We start from the raw sequence: 19,440 nt of genomic DNA, 5'->3' as shown, positions 1-19,440 counted from the left end.
GACAGATGTTGAAATCTGTCAGCTGTCATCCGTCATCTGTTACGTGTCGGCCGTCATTCGGCGGCTGTCATTCGTGGGCCGTCATTCGTGGGCCGTTCTTCACCGGCCGCCGGCCGTCATCCGTCCGCTGCCAGCCGCTACGCGATCGAGAAGTCGTCCCCGAACACGTTGCCCTGGCCGTACCAGCCGTGCAGGTACACGGTGACGGTGCCGGAGGCGCCGGTGGTGAAGGGGACGGACAGCTTGGTCCAACCGGCGGAGTTGGCCCAGGTGGCGGCGCTGGCACCGCCGCTGACCCCGACGTAGGCGTAGTTCCCCTGCACCCAACCGGACAGCGTGTAGCTCGTGTTGGGCTTCAGCGTGACGGTCTGGGAGCACTGGCCGGTCTGGCTCGCGGTGGCCGCGGCCTGCAGTGCGTGGGTGCCGGAGTGGGCCGGGGTGGAGACCACGGCCCCGCCGCTCTGGCAGGTCCACGGAGCGAGCGCGCCGCTCTCCAGGTCACCGTTGACCACGCCGGTCGTCGGGGTGGTCCCGGTGACCGTCAGCGAGTAGGTCGTGGTGTGGGTGCCGGACGGCGCGGTGGCGGTCACGGTCAGCGGGTAGGTGCCCGCCGCCGCGGCCGAGGTGGTGGAGATGTTGAGTGTGGCGTTGCTCCCGGCGGTGACGCTGCCGGGGGTGACGGTCGCGGTGACGCCGGCCGGTGCCCCGCTGACCGAGAGGTTGACGCTCTGCGCCGAGCCCGCCGTCACGGCCGTCGCGATGGTCGCCGATGCCGACGAACCGGCCGCCACGGTACCGGAGTTCGGGTTCACCGCGACCGAGAAGTCATTGCCGGGCTGGGTGCCGGTGACGTTCAGCGTGAAGACGCCGGTGTGACTGCCGGAGGCCGCCGAACCGGTCACGGTGATCGGGTAACTGCCGGGCGCCGCGGCCGAGGTGGTGGAGATGTTGAGTGTGGCGTTGCTCCCGGCGGTGACGCTGCCGGGGGTGACGGTCGCGGTGACGCCGGCCGGTGCGCCGCTGACCGAGAGGTTGACGTTCTGCGCCGAGCCCGCCGTCACGGCCGTCGCGATGGTCGCCGAGGTGGACGAACCGGCGCTGACCGTACCGGAGTTCGGGCTGACGGAGACCGAGAAGTCGTTGCTCACCGTCGAGCCGCTGGTGAACGGCGCGAAGATGTGGGTGAAGTCCCAGGTGTTCTGGTTGATCCCGGAGCAGGAGTCGCTCCCGGCCGTCCCGGGGCAGCCGCCGTTGTCGCGCTGCAGCGCCCAGAAGGACAGGGTGTTGATGCCCTTGGAGACCGCCCAGTTGTACACGGTGGTGGCGTTGGCCACGGTGAAGGTCTCGGCCGCCCCGTAGTCGTCGATGCCGAGCATCTCGGTGATCCCGATCGAACCCCACAGCTGGGCGGGGGTCTTGGACGGGTAGAGCCTGGCCAGCTGGTTGTAGAGGCCCTGCGCGGAGGTCTGGGTGTCGGCCGCCATGTCGTGGGTGGCGCCGTCGTAGTAGTCGAAGGTCATCATGTTGACGACGTCGATCCGCGCGTTGTTGCTGACCGCGTTGCGCAGCACCGCGAGGCCGCTGTCGGCGAGCCCGCCGGTGGTGGTCGGAAGGGTGTAGGAGAACTGGATGCTCCGCCCCTTGGTGGCGGCCCAGTCCTGCACCAGCTTGATCGCCTTGTTGCGGCGGTCGATCCCGGCGGTGTTGGTCAGTGAGTTGTCCTCGATGTCGAGGTCGATCCGGCTGATGTCGTAAGTCGTGATGACGTTCTCGAAAGCGGCCGCGATCTGGTTGACGTCGGTGCAGCTGTCGGCCAGTTCGGTGCCGGTGTTGTCGGCGGTGTAGCCGCCGAAGGACGGGATCACGTCTCCGCCGTTGGCGCGGATGGTGGCGATGTCGGCGCCGAAGGTCGAGGAGGAGACCGGCATGGAGGAGTCGCCGTTCCAGTACGGCGTGCACGAGCCCTTGGTGGCGGCTTGCAGGAACGCCATGGTCAGGTGCTTGGCGCCGGACTGCGCGGCCAGCTGGGCCGGGCTCTGGCCGGTCCAGGCTTCGAAGTAGGGGGCGAAGACCCGGCTGGGGAGCGGGGTGGCGGCCTGGGCGGGGGCCGTTCCGACGGCGACCAGGCCGACCGAGGCGGCCAGCGTGGCGCAGGCCGTCAGGGCGGCCTGGATCGTTCTGCGAAGACGCATGGATTCTCCAACAGACTTGGTGGGGCAGGACGTTGGGGAGGTGCGATCGATCCCGGGCGGGCGGCCGTGTGGGGAGCGGCCGGGTGAGCCCTGGCCCGGGGATCGGATCGGGTGCGGTGCGGTGCGGTGTGTTCCGGTTCGGGACCGGGTGGAGCGGGGTGGGCCCGGGTGGAGCGGGGTGGAGCGGGACGGGGCGGAGTTCGGGAGCGTGCGGTGTGCGGGCGTGCGGCGGCCCACCGACTCGCGTGGAGGCGGGCGGCGGTGCGTGTGCACGCGGCCGTACGGAGCGGGGGTGGAGCGGAACAGGGCAGGGCAGTGCCTCAGCCGCCGGTGGTCACACCCCCACAGTGCATCCCGGTCGGATCGACATGCTTATGTTTGGACTAGACCACTGGTCTGTCAAGAGACCTGACAGTTCGTCAGCATACGGCCCGGGCGGCCGTAGGGCGCGGATTGGCGGCCGGGGTGGAGGGGTCGCCCGGGGGAGCGTCACCGGGCGGAAGGAGACCGTGGCCGCGCACCCGGTGGGTGGGGCGCGGCCACGGCGGCCCGGCGCTCAGGACACCGGGCGGTTCGGGGCGTGGGGGGGGGGGGGGCGGGGGCGGGGGGGGGGGGGGGGGGGGGGGGGGGGGGGGCGGGGGGGGGACGCGTGGGTCAGCGCGCGGCGGGGCAGAGCGTGGCGCGCAGCGCGTCGTTGATCTTGGCGGCGGTGTCCGGCCCGAAGCCCTGCGGGTGGTCGGGCGAGGTGAAGCGCTGGTTGGCCAGCTCGACCAGCTTCCCCTTGTCCTTGGGGAACTGGTACATCGACTGGCACTGGTTGCGCGCCCGGTCCACGGCCTGGTCCGGCTTGCCGCCGACGATCGCCGGGTCGATCGCGTCCAGTGCGGCGACCAGCTTGCCGGTCAGGTCGGCGCCCGGCTTGGTGGGCAGCCCGGCGTCGGCGGGCGGGGCGGGCTTGGCCGGTGCGGGGGCTCCCGAGGCGCCGGCGTCGGCGGGCGCGGCGGGCGTACCCGCCGAGCCGTCGGCCGTGGGGGCGGCCGTGCCCGGAGCGGGGGCCGCCGGCGTCGGGGCGGCGTCCGAGGGTGCGGCGGCCGGAGTGGTGGAGACGGCGGTGGCGCTGGGGGAGCCGGCCGCGGAGGTGGCCTTGCCCGAGCTCGATCCGGAGCTGGAGCAGGCAGCGAGGCTCACCGCGGCGAGTGCCGTGAGGGTGGCGGCGAGGAGTCGAGTGCGCATGGCGCCCAGACTGTCATGTTCGCGGCGCGGAAGGGAAGGTCCCCGGGGAGTGCGGGCGGGGGCGCCGGGAACGGCGGACGGCGGCCCGGGGAGCGAGTCCCCGGGCCGCCGTCCGTCGTGCGGGATGTTCGTTCGTACCGGCCCACCGTCGTCCGGGCGGTCGGCCGGGCCGGACCGGTCGTCAGCCCAGGCCGTTGGACTTCAGCCAGTCCTTGGCCACCGCCGACGGGTCCTCCTTGTCCACCGCGACCCGCTTCATCAGCGCCGTCAGCCCCGCGGTGTCGAGCTTCGCCGACACCGCGTCGAGCGCCGCCGTCGCGGTGGCGTCCACGCCGGCCTTGTTGACCAGCGGGGTGATGTTCTGCGCGCCGAAGACGTTCTTCGGGTCGGCCAGCGGGACGAGCTTGTACTGGACGATCTTCGGGTCGGTGGTGAACACGTTGCCGACCTGGATGCCGCCGTCCTTGAGCGCGTTCGCGGTGGTGTCGGCGGTGGGCTTCCACTCCTTGAACGTCAGCGCGTAGACGTCCTTGAACTGCTGCTCGCGGCGGGACTTGAACTCCGGCGGGCCGCCGATGGTGAACTCGCCGGCCTTGGCGGCCAGGTCGTCGATGCTCTTGAGGTTGTACTTGGTGGCGGTCTCCTGGGAGACGCTGAGCGAGTCCTTGTCCTCGGCGGGGGAGGAGGCGAGGATCCCCAGCGAGGCGGGCAGCGTCTTGGCGAGCGCCGCGTTCACGTCCTGGGTGGTGACGGCGGTGGCCTTGGCGTCCAGGTAGGCGAGCAGCGCACCGTTGTACTCGGGCAGGACGGTGAGGTTGCCGCTCTGCAGCTGGCCGTAGAGCACCTCGCGGCTGCCGATGTTGAACTTCTCCTCGACCTTGACGCCCTTGGCCTTGAGGGCCTGCGAGTAGATCGAGCCGAGCAGCACGTTCTCGGGGAAGTTCGCGGAGCCGACGACCACCGTCGAACCGGAGCCGCCGCCCGAACCGCCCGCCGCCGGGGCGCCTGATGCCGCCGAGGCGCTGGAACCCCCGCCGAGCGGGTCGCCGCCGGAGGAGCCGCAGGCGGTGGCGCCGAGCGCGAGCGCGGCGAGCGTGCCGATCACGACCGCGCGTCGGCTTCGCTTCATTGTCGACATGGTGACAGATGTCCTTCCGGGAGGATGGGGAGAGGTGGTTCAGCTGGCCCGCTGCTGGGCGCGCACCCCGGGCGGGAGCGCGAACCGGGCGAGCAGGGCGAAGAACAACTGGGCGCCGACCGCGAGCAGCACCACCAGCAGCGCCCCGCCCACGGTCACGGCGTACTTGCGGGTCGCCAGCCCGTCGATGACGTAGCGGCCGAGCCCGCCCAGACCGACGTAGGCAGCGACCGTGGCGGTCGCGATCACCTGGACGGTCGCGGTGCGGAAGCCCGCCAGCAGGGTCGGCGCCGCCGAGGGCAGGCAGACCTGCGTCAGCACCTGGGGGTGGGTCAGGCCGATGCCGCGCGCGGCGTCCCGGACGTCCGGGTCGGTGCCGCGCACCCCCTCGACGGCGGCCACCAGCAGCGGCGGCGCGGCGAGCGCGACCAGCGGGATCAGGACCGCGGTGTCGCCGACCCCGGCGAGCAGCACCGCCAGCGTCACCAGCCCGAGGGTGGGCAGGGCGCGGGCGGCCCCGGCCAGCGCGGTCACCACGGTGACACCGCGCCCGGTGTAACCGATCAGCAGCCCGAGCGGGACGGCGAGCAGCGCCGCGAACAGCACGGCCTCGCCGGAGAGCAGCAGGTGTTCGTAGACCCGGTGCACGATCGCGTCCGGGCCGCTGCGGTGGTCCGGGGAGGTGAAGAAGTCGCCCAGCCAGTCGAGCCAGTTCACGAGCCCGCCCCCTTCTCCCGGACGGCCCAGGGTGCGAGCACCCGCCGGGCCCCCACCAGCACCAGGTCGACGGCCAGCGCGAGGACGGCGATCAGCGCGATGCCGGCCACGATCGGGGTCGGGAAGGTGCGCTGGAAGCCGTCGATGAACAGGTAGCCGAGCCCGCCGCGGCCGACCAGCGCCCCGACGCTCGCCAGCGAGATGCTGGACACCGCCGCGACCCGCAGTCCGGCGATCAGGTACGGGACGGCGGCGGGCAGTTCGACCGAGGTCAGCCGGTGCCACGGCCCGTACCCCATCGCGGTGGCGGCCTGCCGGACGGCGTCCGGGACGGCGCGCAGCCCGTCCACGGTGGTCGGCAGCAGGACGGCGAGGGCGTAGAAGGTGAGCGGGATCATCACCGTCGCCTGGGTGGCGAGCCCGGTGTACGGGATCAGCACCACGAACACGGCCAGCGAGGGCAGTGCGTAGACGATGTTGAACACGGCGGACAGCGGCTGGTAGAGCCGGGGGAAGCGGGTGCAGGCCAGGCCGAGCGGGACGGCCAGCAGCAGGCCGATGAGCACGGGGACGAGGGCGATCACGGCGTGGTCGGCGAGCAGGTGGCCGAGGTAGCCGAGGTGGTCGCCGATCCAGTACCAGCGGACGATCGGTTCATCGTCCACCGGAGGCCCCGTCCTGGCCGTCGCCGTTCCCGGTGGTGCCGTTCCCGGTGGCGTCGTCCTCGTGGCCGCCGTTCTCGGTGGTGCCGTGCTCGTGGCCGCCGTTCCCGGTGATGCCGTCCTTCCCGCCGCCGTCCCCGTTGCTGCTGTTCGAGGGCGGTGCGGCGAAGGGCCCGTCGGTGCGGACGGCGCCGTCGGCGCCCGGCCGGAGCGCGGCGAGGACGGCCTCGCGGCTCGCGGTGCCGGTGGCGCGGCCCTCGGCGTCCAGCGCGACCGCGACCCCGGCGGGGGAGAGGACGGCGGCGTCCAGCGCGGTGCGCAGGGTGTCGGTGTCCGGGCGGAAGCCGGCGGCCGGGTGCAGCTCGGCGGTGACCGCGTCGCGGTCGATCCAGCCGATCGGGCGGCGCTCGTCGTCCAGCGCCAACTCCCAGCCCCCGTACCTGAGTCCGCCCCCGGAGCCATTCGTGACGCCGACCCCTGCGCCGTTCGTGACGCCGACCCCTGCGCCGCCCTTGAGCCCGTTGCCCAGGGGGCGCAGCACGACGGTGTGGGCGGGGCGCAGGCCGAGGCCGCGCAGGCCGCGGTCACGGCCGAGGAAGGCGGCCACGCCGTCGTCAGCGGGGGTGGTGAGCAGGGTGTGCGGGTCGGCCAGCTGGGCGATCCGGCCGCGCTCGCGCAGCACCACCACCTGGTCGCCGAGCCGGACGGCCTCCTCGATGTCATGGGTGACGAACAGCACCGTCTTGTGCAGCTCGGACTGCAGCCGCAGCAGCTCCTCCTGGAGCCCGGCGCGCACGACCGGGTCGACGGCGCTGAACGGTTCGTCCATCAGCAGCACCGGCGGGTCGGCGGCCAGGGCGCGCGCCACGCCGACCCGCTGCTGCTGCCCGCCGGACAGCTGGAACGGGTACCGCTTGGCGGTCTCGGGTGCGAGCCCGACCAGTTCGAGCAGTTCGGCGGCCCGCGCGCGGGCCTTCTTGCGGTCCCAGCCGAGCAGGTAGGGGACGGTGGCGATGTTGTCGATCACCTTGCGGTGCGGGAACAGCCCGGCCTGCTGGATCACGTAGCCGATGCCGCGCCGCAGTTTGGCGGGCTCCAGCTCGGCGACGTCGGTGCCGTCCAGCAGTACGCGGCCCGAGGTGGGCTCGACCATCCGGTTGACCATGCGCAGCAGGGTGGTCTTGCCGCAGCCGGACGGTCCGACCAGGACGGTTATCCGACCGGTCGGGACCTCAAGGTCCAGGCCCTCGACGGCGACTGTGCCGTCGGGGTGGCGCTTTCCGGCGCCCTCGAATCTGATCACGGGGTGTTTCCTCGTCAGGGCGCCCGGAGGAGGCGGCGCCTGTGTCGGTCGGTCTTTCGGTTGTTGGCGGTTTGTCGACAAACAGCGGTGCGGATCGGTGCCGGTGGCGCTTGTCGTACCAACCGCCCCGGGCAATCCTCCGCCCGCGTGGCTGCCCAGGATCGGACCGGCGGAAACTCCGATCAGACTATGACCTGCATCATCTCCTGTCTCTGATTTACCGTCGGGCGCGTGCCGTGCGGCCGACACCGTGGCTGGGTCCCGGGCTCCCGTCCGCAGTCGGGGTCCCGGGGCCCGGGGAGTCCCGGCAGCCGCGGTGGTCCCGGGTCAGCCGCCCGGACGGGTCGGCAGACCGGCCGCCGCCCAGCCGACGAACCCGCCGTCCAGGTCGGTCGCCCGGTGCAGGCCCAGTTCACGGAGCGAGGCGGCGGCCAGGCTGGAGGCGTAGCCCTCCGAGCAGACCACGATCACCTCGATGTCGTAGCCCGCGGCCTCGGGGATCCGGTGACTGCCCGTCGGGTCGAGCCGCCACTCCAGCACGTTGCGCTCGATGATCAGCGAGCCCGGGATCTCCCCCTCGGCCGCCCGCTGGGCCGCCGGGCGGATGTCCACCAGCAGCGCGCCGTCCAGCTGCGCCTGGTACGCCTCCCGGGCACGTGGACGGTGGACGCCCTCGCGGGCCCGCTCCACCAGGTCGTCGATCGTGGTCACCATTGCTCCGGTCCTTCCTCCGAGGTGCGCACGAGCCCTCCGGCCCGCAGGTCGTAGTGCGCCATCGAGCCCAGCGGGGGCGAGTAGGCGTGCAGGGTGACGGCCGGGCCGGACGCGGTGTTGCGCACGTCGTGCACGTACTCGGGGCCGAAGGCGCGGGCGGTGCCGGCCGGCACCCGGCGGATCAGCAGGCCCTGGTCCGGACCGCCGAGGGACAGCTCCTCCAACTCGCCGAGGGCGACGGTGAAAGCGCCGCGGGAGCCGCCGTGGTCGTGGAAGCCGGTGGACTGGCCGGGGAGCCAGCTGATCAGCCACACCTCGTGGTCGTCCTCGGCCACCAGGCGCCGGTACCAGCGCTCCTCGGTGGCGAGGCGGACGTGGTGGATCCACCGGTCGGGCTGCTCGGCCAGCTCGCGGACGATGGTCCGCAGGGTGCCGGGGCTGAGCGGGGCGCGGGCGTCCACCGCGGGGGGCGCGGTCGTCGGGGGCTCGGAGACGGGGGCCGGGCCGGTGTGCAGGCTCATCAAGGCGTCCTCGGGTGCGCGGGAACGTCGGCGGGGTGTGCCCGGGGGGCGGCGCGGGTCGGCGGGCGCGGGCCGACGGAGCGGCCCGGTACGCACGGGGTGCGCCGGGGTGCGGGCGGGAAGGTCAGGACTGCGGGTGCGCGGCGCGGGCCCTGGCAGACGTCACAGGGCGGGACCGGCGGGGGAGTGCGAGGTCAACAGGCACAGATGGAACTCGCCTGGCGTCGCAGATCGACGTGCAGGCGGCAGACCAGAGTGGTGCCGGAGTCCATGCCCGGGATCCTTGCCGAGCGAACCGGACGAAGTCAAGCCGCGCCGACCGTCCGTCGATCTTCCGCCGTGCGCTGTCCGCCGCTCTTCCGCGGTCTCTCCGTCGGTCTTCCGCCGGTCTTCGGCCGCCCGCTCGCCGACGGCAGCCACGATGGTCGAACGGGAACGCGGCGGCTCGAATGAGTAAGGAGGCTACGGACGGGGTAGATGAGCTTTTCATCCCACCCACGGCCGCCCGCGTGTCCGCACAACGAGATCGCCCCAGACGCGTTTCCGCCGACGTATTGTCAGGCCACCAAGGCCCGGCCTACCGTCAACAGATCGCTTTCTACGCACGTAGACCCCCTGCGGATCCCCGAGCGGACCCGCAGGTGAGACCCGCCCCGTCAACCATCTCACCGCGGGCCCGACCGTACGGCCGGGCCGCGGAGTTGCGGAGGTTTCCCATGTCGCAGATCGTCCGTGCCGCCCTCGTCCAGACGCGTTGGACCGGTGACCAGGAGAGCATGATCGCCCTCCACGAGCGGTACGCCCGCGAGGCCGCCGCCCAGGGAGCGCAGATCATCGGCTTCCAGGAGGTCTTCAACTCCCCGTACTTCTGTCAGGTCCAGGAACCCGAGCACTACCGGTGGGCCGAGGCCGTCCCGGACGGGCCGACCGTACGCCGGATGCAGGACCTCGCCCGCGAACTCGGGCTGGTGATCGTCGTCCCGGTCTACGAGGAGGAGCAGACCGGCGTCTACTTCAACACCGCCGCCGTGATCGACGCCGACGGCAGCTACCTCGGCAAGTACCGCAAGCACCACATCCCGCAGGTCAAGGGCTTCTGGGAGAAGTACTACTTCAAGCCCGGCAACCTCGGCTGGCCGGTGTTCGACACCGCCGTCGGCAAGGTCGGCGTCTACATCTGCTACGACCGCCACTTCCCGGAGGGCTGGCGCGCGCTGGGCCTGGCCGGCGCGCAGATCGTCTACAACCCCTCCGCCACGAGCCGCGGGCTGTCCGCCTACCTCTGGCAGCTCGAACAGCCCGCCGCCGCCGTCGCCAACGAGTACTTCGTCGCCGCCATCAACCGGGTCGGCACCGAGGAGTACGGCGACAACGACTTCTACGGCACCTCCTACTTCGTCGACCCGCGCGGCCAGTTCGTCGGCGACGTCGCCTCCGACAAGGAGGAGGAACTCGTCGTTCGCGACCTCGACCTCGGCCTGATCGAACAGGTCCGACAGCAGTGGGCGTTCTACCGCGACCGCCGCCCCGACGCCTACGGACCGCTCGCCGAGGCCTGAGGAGCAGCGCGATGACCACCCGCGACCCGCAGCAGCGCACCGTCGTCCGCGGCGGCCTCGTCATCACGGCCACCGAGGAACTCCACGCCGACGTCCTGATCGAGGGCGAGCGCGTCGCCGCCCTCGCCGCCACCGGCAGCTCCGCCGCCGAGGCCTGGACCGCCGACACCGTCATCGACGCCACCGGCCACTACGTCATCCCGGGCGGTGTCGACGCCCACACCCACATGGAGCTGCCGTTCGGCGGCACCGCGGCCTCCGACACCTTCGAGACCGGCACCCGGGCCGCGGCCTGGGGTGGCACCACCACCATCGTCGACTTCGCCGTCCAACCGGTCGGCGGCTCGCTGCGCGAGGGCCTGGACAGCTGGCACGCCAAGGCCGACGGCAACTGCGCCGTCGACTACGCCTTCCACACCATCGTCTCCGACGTCAACGACGGCGTGCTCAAGGAGATGGACGCCCTCGTCGACTCCGGCGAGTCCACCTCCTTCAAGCTCTTCATGGCCTACCCCGGCGTCTTCTACAGCGACGACGGCCGCATCCTGCGCGCCATGCAGCGCGGCGCCGCCAACGGCGGGCTGATCATGATGCACGCCGAGAACGGCATCGCCATCGACGTCCTGGTCGAACAGGCGCTCGCCGCCGGACACACCGCCCCGCGCTACCACGGCGAGGTGCGCCGCGAACTGCTGGAGGCCGAGGCCACCCACCGGGCGATCAAGCTCTCCCAGGTCGCCGGCAGTCCGCTCTACGTGGTGCACGTCTCCGCCGCCGCCGCCCTCGCCGAGCTCGCCCGGGCCCGCGACGAGGGGCTCAACGTCTTCGGCGAGACCTGCCCGCAGTACCTCTTCCTCTCCACCGACAACCTCGCCGAGGAGGGCGCGGACGGCTTCGAGGGCGCCAAGTACGTGTGCAGCACACCGCTGCGACCGCGCGAGCACCAGGAAGCGCTCTGGCGCGGGCTGCGCACCAACGACCTCCAGGTGGTCTCCACCGACCACTGCCCGTTCTGCTTCGTCGGACAGAAGGAGCTCGGGCGCGGCGACTTCTCGAAGATCCCCAACGGCCTTCCGGGCGTGGAGAACCGGATGGACCTGCTCCACCAGGCCGTCGTGGACGGGCACATCAGCCGGCGCCGCTGGGTCGAGATCGCCTGCACCACGCCGGCCCGGATGTTCGGGCTGCACCCGCGCAAGGGCACCATCGCGCCGGGCGCCGACGCCGACCTCGTCGTCTACGACCCCACGGCGGTGCAGACCGTCTCCGCCGCGACCCATCACATGAACGTGGACTACTCCGCGTACGAGGGCCGCCAACTCACCGGCCGGGCGCGGACGGTGCTCTCGCGGGGCACCGTCGTGCTGGACGGGGACACCTGGCTCGGCCGGGCCGGTCACGGGACCTTCCTGCGCCGCGACACCTGCCAGTACCTGCTCTGATCCACGGCCCGCGCCGTGCGGACGTCCGCTCCCTTCGTACGTCCGCTCCCTTCCGTATCCGCACGTCTTCTTGTCGACCAGCCGCCGCCCGGGCCCGACCGGCGGTCGGGCGGCGGTCCCACCCTTGTCATTGGAGCCAGTCATGGACATCGGCCTCGTCCTGCAGACCGACCCGCCCGCCCGCCTGCTCATCGACCGGATGATCCGCGCCGAACGGGCCGGGTTCAGCCACGGCTGGACCTTCGACTCCTGCGTGCTGTGGCAGGAGCCGTTCGTCATCTACAGCCGCATTCTCGCCGAGACCGAGCGCCTGACCGTCGGCCCGATGGTCACCAATCCCTCGACCCGCACCTGGGAGGTCACCGCCTCCCTGTTCGGCACGCTCAACGACATGTTCGGCAACCGTACGGTCTGCGGGATCGGCCGGGGTGACTCCGCCATGCGGGTCGCCGGACGGCACCCGGCCACGCTCGCCCGGCTCTCCGAAGCCATGCACGCCATCAAGGAGTTGGCGGAGGGGCGGACCGTCGAGGTGGACGGCACCGAGATGCACCTGCCGTGGGTCGGCGAGGGCGCCTCGCTGCCGATCTGGATGGGCGCCTACGGGCCCAAGGCACTCGCGCTGACCGGCCGTCAGGCCGACGGTTTCATCCTGCAGTTGGCCGACCCATACCTGACCGAGTTCATGATCAAGGCGGTGCGGGCGTCCGCCGTCGAGGCGGGCCGGGACCCGGATTCGGTCACCATCTGCGTCGCCGCCCCCGCCTACGTCACCGCCGACGACTCGCCCGCCGCCCTCGCCCACGCGCGGGAGCAGTGCCGCTGGTTCGGCGGGATGGTCGGCAATCACGTCGCCGACCTGGTCAACCACTACGGCGAGCACTCCGATCTGGTGCCGGAGGCGCTCACCGACTACATCAAGGGCCGCCAGGGCTACGACTACAGCCACCACGGCCGGGCCGGTAATCCGGACACGGCCTTCGTCCCGGACGAGATCGTGGACCGCTTCTGCCTGATCGGCCCGGCCGAGGTGCAGCGCGAGCGCCTGGCGGAACTCCGCTCGCTCGGCGTCGACCAGTTCGCCGTCTACGCCATGCACGACGCGATCGAGAGCACCATCGACGCCTACGGGACGGACGTCATCCCCCACTTGTGACCTGCCTGTGAATCCAGGTGCGGCAGACGGGAGTTGCCCATGGCCCACACCGCGACCGGCGACGGACGGCAGTGGCAGCACCCCGACGGACGAGTCGAACTCGACCCGGCTGCAGGGGAGTTGCCCGACAACGGCTTCACCAGCGACGACCTGCGGCCGGTCCCGGTGGCGCGGCGCACCTGGTCCACGTACAACTTCCTCGCGCTCTGGGTCGGCATGGCCCACAACATCCCTTCGTGGACCCTGGCCTCGGGCCTGGTCGCGATCGGCATGGACTGGAAGCAGGCGGTGCTGACCATCGCACTCGCCAACCTGATTGTGCTAATTCCGATGCTGCTCACCGGGCATGCCGGCACCAAGTACGGCATCCCGTTCCCGGTGTTCGCCCGGGCCTCGTTCGGGCTGCGCGGCGCCAACCTGCCCGCGCTCCTCCGGGCGGCCGTCGCCTGCGCCTGGTTCGGCATCCAGACCTGGATCGGCGGGGAGGGCATCTTTCTGCTCGCGGGCAAGCTGCTCGGTGAATCATGGCGGACCGCAGGGGAGTTGGGCGGGTACCCGTGGACGCAGTGGCTGTCCTTCCTGGTGTTCTGGGTGATCGAGATGCTCATCATCGCCCGGGGGATGGAGGCACTGCGGCGCTTCGAGAACTGGGCGGCGCCGTTCGTCATCGTCGGCGCGCTCGCACTGCTCGGGTGGATCACCGTCAAGGCGGGCGGGTTCGGACCGCTGCTCGACCAGCCGTCCGCGCTGGGGTGGGGCCGAGAGTTCTGGAGGGTCTTCTTCCCGGCGCTGATGGGCATGATCGGGTTCTGGTCCACCCTGGCGCTCAACATCCCGGACTTCACCCGCTTCGGCGGCAGCCAGCGGGCGCAGATCCGCGGGCAGGCGCTCGGCCTGCCGACCACGATGACCCTCTTCGCGCTCCTGTCCGTGCTGGTCACCTCGGGCTCCCAGGCCGTGTACGGCGAACCGGTGTGGGACCCGATCCAGCTCGCCGCGAAGATGGAGAACCCGGCGGGCATCCTGTTCGCGCTGCTGACAGTCCTGGTCGCGACGCTGTCGGTGAACATCGCCGCCAACGTCGTCTCGCCGGCCTACGACCTCACCAACCTGCTGCCGCGGTTCGTGAACTTCCGCACCGGGGCGCTGATCACGGGCGTGGTCGGGATCGCGATCTTCCCGTGGCGGCTGATCGCCGACCCGCACGTCTACATCTACACCTGGCTGGGTGTGGTCGGTGGGCTGCTGGGCACCGTCGCCGGCGTCCTGATCGCGGACTACTGGCTGCTGCGCGGCACCCGCCTCCGGCTCGCCGAGCTGTACCGGCCGGGCGGGGCGTACTGGTACGCGGCGGGGTGGAACTGGCGGGCCGTGGTGGCCCTGCTGGTGGGCGGCCTGCTGGCCGTCGGGGGCTCCTACTCCACGGTGGACGCCCACGGTGTCGCGCAGGGCCCGTTCCCGGCGAACGGCCTCGTCCCCCTCCTCAAGCCGCTCGCCGACTACGGCTGGGCCGTGGGCCTCGCGGCTGCGGCGAGCCTCTATGTGCTCCTCAACCTCGGTCGGCGGACCGGGGCCGGGGCCGGGGTTGAGGCCGGGTCCGAGCCCGGGTCCGGGCCCGAGCCCGGGGCTGAGGCCTGAGGGCGGCGGGCGGACGGGTGGCGGCGAACAGCTGACAGATTTCGAAATCTGTCAGCTGTCAGCTGTTCGCTGTTTGCTGATCGTTGTTCGTTGTCATCTGTCGCGCGCCGCCTGCCGCTCGTCACGAGCCTGCTGCCGCCCGCTCGACGGCGGCGAGGACCTTTGCGGCGCCGTCCTCGGCGGCGAGGGCGGCGGCGACGGCGCGGGCGCGGGCGCGGTGGTGCGGGGTGTCCAGGGTGCGGCGGAGGGCAGCGGCGAGCCGGTCGGGGGTGAGGGACCGGAGGGGTACGGGGCCGGGGGAGACCCCGAGGGCGGCGAGCCGGGCGGACCAGAAGGGGGCGTCCAGCTGGGCGGGGACGGGCACGGTGGGCGTCCCGGAACGGAGGGCGGCAGCCGTGGTGCCGGCGCCGGCGTGGTGGACCACCGCGGCGGTGCGGGGGAACAGCCAGTCGTGCGGGGTGTCGCCGATGGTCAGCACGGTGTCCGAGTCCTCGGCGGCCAGGCCGCTCCAGCCCGTCTGCAGGAGGAGTCGCACCCGGGCGCTGCGAGCCGCCGCGAGGACGGTGGCGGTGAGTCGTTCGGGATCCGGGACGACCAGGCTGCCGAAGCCGACGAAGACCGGCGGCGGACCGGCGGCGAGGAAGTCGAGGAGCCTGGCCGGGGGTTGCCAGTCGGGCTGTGCGGCCGGCCACCAGTAGCCCGCCACGTCCAGCCGGGGGTGCCAGTCGGGCGGGCGGGGGACGACCGTCGGCGAGAAGCCGTGCAGGACGGGGTGGTTGCGTCGGGGCCGGGCGATGCCGAGCGGCGGCAGGCCGAGCCGACGGCGCAGCCCGCGTACGGCCGGGACGAACAGCTGGTCGGTCGCGGCCTGGACGGCGTGCCCGGCGAGCAGGTTGCCGGGTCGGGAGAGCGACCGGGCGCCCGTGACGGCGGGCGCGAACTCCCTTGTGGGGGCGATGGGTTGGAGGAACAGTCCGATGGTGGGGACGTCGGCGGCCTCGGCGGCGACCTGGCCGAGCGCGCTGGTGGTGCTGGTGGTCAGCAAGAGGTCGGTGCCGAGCGCGACGGCCTCGGCGATGCCGTCACCGAGTGCGGGCATGAACTTCCGGCCAAGTCGCAGGAGTTGGAGGACGGCCCCCGGTCCGCTGCCGGCCTTCAGCAGTCGCCGCCCCTGTTCGGAGGCGAGTTCGGCGCGCGGGTCGACCGGCAACGCCCGGAACTCCAGCCCGGCCGCTCGCACGGAATCGGCGAAGGCGGTGTGAGTGGCGACGGCCACCTGGTGGCCGGCCGCCCGCAGACGGACCCCGAGCCCGGTGAAGGGGGCCACGTCGCCGCGGGACCCGGCGGTGGCGATCAGGATGCGCATGGCCGCAGTATTCCGGCGCGGGCGGCCCTCAGGAAGGACACCACGCAGGGCGGGACGGGGAAGGGCCGTGGCCGGTCCCGGGTGCGGCGCCCCGCACCGACGGAACCGCGCGGCGGGAGGCGGCGTCCTTCGGGGCAGAGCGGACGGAACGGGGCCGTCGCGCCGGGACGGGAAGGAAGACGGATGAGCATCGTCGCGTGGATCGTGCTGGGCCTGGTGGCAGGTGCGCTGGCCAAGCTGCTGCTGCCGGGGAAGGACCCGGGCGGCCTGATCGTGACCACCCTGATCGGCATCGCCGGATCCTTCGTCGGCGGCTGGATCGCCTCGCACTTCATGCACCGGTCGATCAACGCGCACTTCTTCGACGGTGCGACCTGGGCGTCGGCGATCGGCGGAGCCCTGGTGCTGCTGATCGGCTACCGGCTGCTGTTCGGCAACTCGCGCCGCTAGGGCCTGTCTTCAAACCCCCGTCGTCCGCCCGCGGGGCGGGCGGGGCGGCGTTCCGGCGCGGGGTCGTCCGGTGGCCGGTTCGGGTCGGTCGTCGCGGGTACCGGAAACCAAGCAGCCCCCTCCGGCGTCCTTCGGACCGGACCCGGTGTCTCGACGGGGCCGTCACGCCGATGACGCGAGGGGCGACTGATGAGCTGGATGGCGTGGATCGTGCTGGGCCTGGTGTCGGGGACCTTGGCCAGGATGGCGATGCCGGGGAAGGGCGAGCGCGGTCTGATCGGGACCACCCTGATCGGCATCGCCGGCTCCTACGTCGGCACCTGGATCGTCTTGCACTGGATGCACGGGTCGGTGAAGGTGAGCTTCCTCGACCTGACGACCTGGGTGTCGGCGATCGGCGGCGCGGTGGTGCTGCTGTTCCTCTACGGGGTGCTGCTGCGCATCGTGCGGCGCTGACCGCTCGGCCGGCGGCCCTACTGGTCGCCTGACGCGTCCGGCCCGTCCGCGGTGTCCGGTCCGTCTGGCGCGTCCGGCCCGTCCGCGGTGCCCGTGACCCAGGCCGGCAGCGCCTCGCGGGCGTCCAGCCAGGCGGCCGGGACGTCGGCGAGCCCGGTACGGGCGGCGACCACACCGGCGGCGATCGCGCAGGTGGTGTCCTGGTCACCCCAGCCCTCCAGGGTGTGCCAGACGGCCTCGGGCAGCGAGTCCGGGTGCCCGGCGGCGGACCACAGGGCGAACGGGACGGTGTCCGGGGCGGAGATCAGGGCCCCGGAGCCGAGCACGCCGGCGGCGTGCCGGACGCTGGTGTGCTCGGGCAGCCGGGAGGCGATCCGCAGGCCGGAGCGGACGTCGCTGTCCGGCAGCCGTCCGGCGACCTCGGTCAGCAACTCGGCCCGGCCGGGCGGGGTCCCGCCCCGGCTCCGCACGGCGAGCGCGGCCGCGAGGGCGACCGCCACCGAGCCGACGACCGCCTCCGGGTGGAAGTGCGTGGTGAGCGCCTGCAGTTCGGCCTGCCGGGCCACCGCGTCCAGGTCGTCGGCGAACCAGGCGCCCAGCGGGGCGACCCGCATCGCGGCACCGTTCCCGTACGATCCCTGGCCCTCGAACTGGCCCGCGGTGATGGCCCGCCAGTCCCCGCCCGCCCCGATCCCGCGCAGCACCCGGTGCATCGACGGGCCGTACTTGCGGCCGTACTCGCGGGTGTACTCGGCGGCGAACTCCCCGGCCAGCGCGTCCTGTCGGACCTCGCCGTGGGCGGCCAGGTGGCGGACCAGCACGAGAGCCATCGCGGTGTCGTCGGTCCAGTGCCAGGGGGCGGGGCGGGTCAGCCGCGCGGCGAGGGCGACGGGCGCCTCGTCCACCGGGACCGAGAACCAGCGGTCGCCGAAGGCATCGCCGAGGGCGAGCCCCTGCAGGCTGTCCAGGACCGGGCCGGCCGCACGCATGTCATCCTCCGAGTGAGATCGATGGTGCGGGCAGTCTGCCGGACGGCCGAGGCGCCGGCGACCGGATATCCCTCCGGGCGTCGGCGCCTCGATCGTTCGGGGTGGTGCGTCACTTGGCCCTGAGGCCGCCGAGGACGAGCTTCCAGACGGCCTCGAAGCGGTCGTCGGCCTCCGGCGCCGACCAGGTGGCCGCGTAGGCCGGGTCGTGGAACGGGGCGGTGGCGTCGAAGACGGCGCGGGCGGTGTTCAGGATGTGGGCCAGCTTGAACTCCTTGCCGTCGATGCCGTCCTGGACGATCTGCGCGATCTGCTTGACCAGGGTGTCGATGTGCGCGTCGACGGTGCCGCTGTTCTCCTCGACCAGCACCATGTACGTGGCGAACAGCTCCGGGTCGTCGAGCGCCTTCTTCCGCTTGGCCGCGAACAGCGTCGTCAGCCAGCGGTGCAGGCGCTCGGCGGCGGAGCCGCCCTCGGTGGAGATGGCCGCGAGTCGGTGGTGCGCCTGGTCGAGCCAGCGCTGGGTGACCGCCTCGCGCAGCGCGGCCTTGCTCGGGAAGTGGCGGTAGACGCTGCTGTGGCTGACGCCGAGGATCCGGGCGACGTCCACGACGGTGGCCTTGGCCGGGCCGAACCGCCGGAGGACGTCCTCCGCCGCGATGAGGATCTGCTCGGCGGTGAGTGTGGTGTCCGTGGTCACGGGGGAGGTCCGTCCTTAGGGTCGTCCGGTTGGTGCGGCGGTGCTGTGGTCCGGCGGTGCGGTCGTTCGCGGCTGCGGCTGCGGCTGCGGCTGCGGCTGCGGCTGCGGCTGTTGCTGTTCCGGCCCGGGCCGGTCAGCGCTCGCTGTCCAGGTGGGCCATCTGGGCGGCAGCGTACCGGTCACCTGCGGCGGAGCCGGCGGGGACGGCCGCCTCGACGGCGGCGAGGTCGGCCTCGGTCAGGGTGAGGTCGAGGGAGCCGAGGGCCTCGGTCAGGCGCTCCCGGCGGCGGGCACCGACCAGCGGGACGACGTCCTGCCCGCGCGATGCCACCCAGGCGATGGCGACCTGGGCCACGCTCGCGTCCTTCGCGGCGGCGATCGTGCGCAGCGCCTCGACCAGCGCCAGGTTGTGGGCCAGGTTCTCGCCCTGGAAGCGCGGGCTGTGGCTGCGGAAGTCGGTGCCCGCGAGGTCGCGGCCCTGGTTCCAGTGGCCGCTGAGCAGACCGCGGGAGAGCACGCCGTACGCGGTGATGCCGATGCCCAGCTCGCGGGCGGCGGGGAGAACGGCGGCCTCGATCGAGCGGCTGAGCAGGGAGTACTCGATCTGCAGGTCGCTGATCGGGTGGACGGCGGCGGCGCGGCGCAGGGTGTCGGCGCCGACCTCGGAGAGGCCGATGTGCCGGACGTAGCCGCCCTTCACCAGGTCGGCGATGGCGCCGACGGTCTCCTCGATCGGGACCTTCGGGTCGAGGCGGGCCGGGCGGTAGACGTCGACGTGGTCGGTGCGCAGGCGGCGCAGGGTGTAGGTCAGCGCGGTCTTGGTGGCGGCGGGGCTGGCGTCGTAGCCGAGCCACTGGCCGTCGGGGCCGCGCTGGGCACCGAACTTCACGCTGATCTGCACGCTCTCGCGGTCGCGGCCGCGCAGGGCCTCGTGGATCAGCAGCTCGTTGTGGCCCATGCCGTAGAAGTCGCCGGTGTCGAGGAGGGTGATCCCGGCGTCGAGGGCGGCGTGGATGGTGGCGATGCTCTCGGCCTCGTCGGCCGGGCCGTACAGGTCGGACATGCCCATGCAGCCGAGGCCGAGGGTCGAGGTGACGGGCCCGGTGGTGCCGAGGCGGCGCTGTACGGGGCGGGTGGTGGAGGACATGCGTACTCCCGGAGGGGTGGTGGGGGCAGGGTGGCCCGGGTGTCACTATGGCACGACAGC

19 protein-coding genes are annotated in these 19,440 nt (G+C 72.6%); 6 read left to right on the top strand and 13 right to left on the bottom strand.

Features of this window, described 5'->3' with window-relative positions:
* Positions 1-137: 137 nt before the first annotated feature.
* The 9 genes from ACIRST_RS11385 to ACIRST_RS11345 form a co-directional block, all read right to left on the bottom strand.
* Complete coding sequence (locus ACIRST_RS11385) at positions 138-2,192, bottom strand: glycosyl hydrolase family 18 protein (protein ID WP_402801815.1); 2,055 nt, start codon at positions 2,190-2,192, stop codon at positions 138-140.
* A 654-nt stretch (positions 2,193-2,846) separates the two neighbouring features.
* A complete protein-coding gene (locus ACIRST_RS11380; protein ID WP_402801812.1) occupies positions 2,847-3,425 on the bottom strand; it encodes a hypothetical protein in 579 nt (192 codons plus the stop codon).
* Between the two features lie 181 nt (positions 3,426-3,606).
* Positions 3,607-4,554, bottom strand: coding sequence for an ABC transporter substrate-binding protein (locus ACIRST_RS11375; RefSeq protein WP_350519039.1), 948 nt, complete (start codon positions 4,552-4,554; stop codon positions 3,607-3,609).
* Between the two features lie 48 nt (positions 4,555-4,602).
* Positions 4,603-5,280 carry an ABC transporter permease gene (locus ACIRST_RS11370; protein ID WP_350519038.1) on the bottom strand — a complete coding sequence of 226 codons (678 nt, stop codon included), beginning with the start codon at positions 5,278-5,280 and terminating at the stop codon, positions 4,603-4,605.
* Positions 5,277-5,945 (bottom strand): ABC transporter permease, encoded by a 669-nt coding sequence (locus tag ACIRST_RS11365; protein ID WP_350519037.1) that lies wholly within the window; start codon positions 5,943-5,945, stop codon positions 5,277-5,279. Before ACIRST_RS11365 ends, ACIRST_RS11370 begins: the two co-directional genes overlap by 4 nt.
* Positions 5,935-7,245: an ABC transporter ATP-binding protein gene (locus ACIRST_RS11360; protein WP_402801809.1), complete on the bottom strand. Its 1,311-nt coding sequence runs from the start codon at positions 7,243-7,245 to the stop codon at positions 5,935-5,937. Before ACIRST_RS11360 ends, ACIRST_RS11365 begins: the two co-directional genes overlap by 11 nt.
* A 327-nt stretch (positions 7,246-7,572) precedes the next feature.
* On the bottom strand, positions 7,573-7,959 hold the full coding sequence (locus ACIRST_RS11355; RefSeq protein WP_350519035.1) for a rhodanese-like domain-containing protein: 387 nt from the start codon (positions 7,957-7,959) through the stop codon (positions 7,573-7,575).
* A complete protein-coding gene (locus ACIRST_RS11350; protein ID WP_402801805.1) occupies positions 7,953-8,480 on the bottom strand; it encodes a cysteine dioxygenase in 528 nt (175 codons plus the stop codon). The genes ACIRST_RS11355 and ACIRST_RS11350 overlap by 7 nt, the downstream gene beginning before the upstream one ends.
* 194 nt (positions 8,481-8,674) lie before the next feature.
* Positions 8,675-8,752 carry a putative leader peptide gene (locus ACIRST_RS11345; RefSeq protein WP_101948289.1) on the bottom strand — a complete coding sequence of 26 codons (78 nt, stop codon included), beginning with the start codon at positions 8,750-8,752 and terminating at the stop codon, positions 8,675-8,677.
* Positions 8,753-9,196: 444 nt separating this feature from the next.
* On the opposite strand from ACIRST_RS11345, the gene ACIRST_RS11340 reads away from it, so the two are divergent.
* From ACIRST_RS11340 to ACIRST_RS11325, 4 genes are all read left to right on the top strand, one after another.
* Positions 9,197-10,039 carry a nitrilase-related carbon-nitrogen hydrolase gene (locus ACIRST_RS11340; RefSeq protein WP_350519033.1) on the top strand — a complete coding sequence of 281 codons (843 nt, stop codon included), beginning with the start codon at positions 9,197-9,199 and terminating at the stop codon, positions 10,037-10,039.
* A gap of 11 nt (positions 10,040-10,050) precedes the next feature.
* Entirely contained in the window at positions 10,051-11,481 is a 1,431-nt protein-coding gene (gene hydA / locus ACIRST_RS11335; RefSeq protein WP_350519032.1) for a dihydropyrimidinase, read from the top strand.
* A gap of 142 nt (positions 11,482-11,623) precedes the next feature.
* A complete protein-coding gene (locus tag ACIRST_RS11330; RefSeq protein ID WP_350519031.1) occupies positions 11,624-12,637 on the top strand; it encodes a TIGR03842 family LLM class F420-dependent oxidoreductase in 1,014 nt (337 codons plus the stop codon).
* A 39-nt stretch (positions 12,638-12,676) separates the two neighbouring features.
* Positions 12,677-14,275: an NCS1 family nucleobase:cation symporter-1 gene (locus ACIRST_RS11325; RefSeq protein WP_402801802.1), complete on the top strand. Its 1,599-nt coding sequence runs from the start codon at positions 12,677-12,679 to the stop codon at positions 14,273-14,275.
* A 121-nt stretch (positions 14,276-14,396) separates the two neighbouring features.
* Here the strand turns inward: ACIRST_RS11325 and ACIRST_RS11320 are convergent, their stop codons facing one another.
* On the bottom strand, positions 14,397-15,641 hold the full coding sequence (locus ACIRST_RS11320) for a glycosyltransferase (RefSeq protein ID WP_402801800.1): 1,245 nt from the start codon (positions 15,639-15,641) through the stop codon (positions 14,397-14,399).
* Positions 15,642-15,824: 183 nt separating this feature from the next.
* Here ACIRST_RS11320 and ACIRST_RS11315 point away from each other — a divergent pair, with 183 nt between their 5' ends.
* Both ACIRST_RS11315 and ACIRST_RS11310 read left to right on the top strand, forming a co-directional pair.
* Positions 15,825-16,091 carry a GlsB/YeaQ/YmgE family stress response membrane protein gene (locus ACIRST_RS11315; RefSeq protein WP_350519028.1) on the top strand — a complete coding sequence of 89 codons (267 nt, stop codon included), beginning with the start codon at positions 15,825-15,827 and terminating at the stop codon, positions 16,089-16,091.
* Between the two features lie 189 nt (positions 16,092-16,280).
* Positions 16,281-16,547, top strand: a complete 267-nt coding sequence (locus ACIRST_RS11310) for a GlsB/YeaQ/YmgE family stress response membrane protein (RefSeq protein WP_396553521.1) — start codon at positions 16,281-16,283, stop codon at positions 16,545-16,547.
* A 17-nt stretch (positions 16,548-16,564) separates the two neighbouring features.
* On the opposite strand, the gene ACIRST_RS11305 is transcribed toward ACIRST_RS11310, so the two are convergent.
* The 3 genes from ACIRST_RS11305 to ACIRST_RS11295 form a co-directional block, all read right to left on the bottom strand.
* A complete protein-coding gene (locus ACIRST_RS11305; protein WP_402801797.1) occupies positions 16,565-17,536 on the bottom strand; it encodes an ADP-ribosylglycohydrolase family protein in 972 nt (323 codons plus the stop codon).
* A 109-nt stretch (positions 17,537-17,645) separates the two neighbouring features.
* A complete protein-coding gene (locus tag ACIRST_RS11300; protein ID WP_350519025.1) occupies positions 17,646-18,233 on the bottom strand; it encodes a TetR family transcriptional regulator in 588 nt (195 codons plus the stop codon).
* Between the two features lie 133 nt (positions 18,234-18,366).
* The gene (locus ACIRST_RS11295) at positions 18,367-19,380 is read right to left on the bottom strand and encodes an aldo/keto reductase (protein ID WP_350519024.1); all 1,014 of its coding nucleotides are present in this window, start codon (positions 19,378-19,380) and stop codon (positions 18,367-18,369) included.
* Positions 19,381-19,440 lie beyond the last annotated feature (60 nt).

This window comes from Kitasatospora sp. NPDC101447, assembly GCF_044767225.1.
GTDB lineage: Bacteria > Actinomycetota > Actinomycetes > Streptomycetales > Streptomycetaceae > Kitasatospora.
This window is presented reverse-complemented; position numbering and strand designations above follow the sequence as displayed.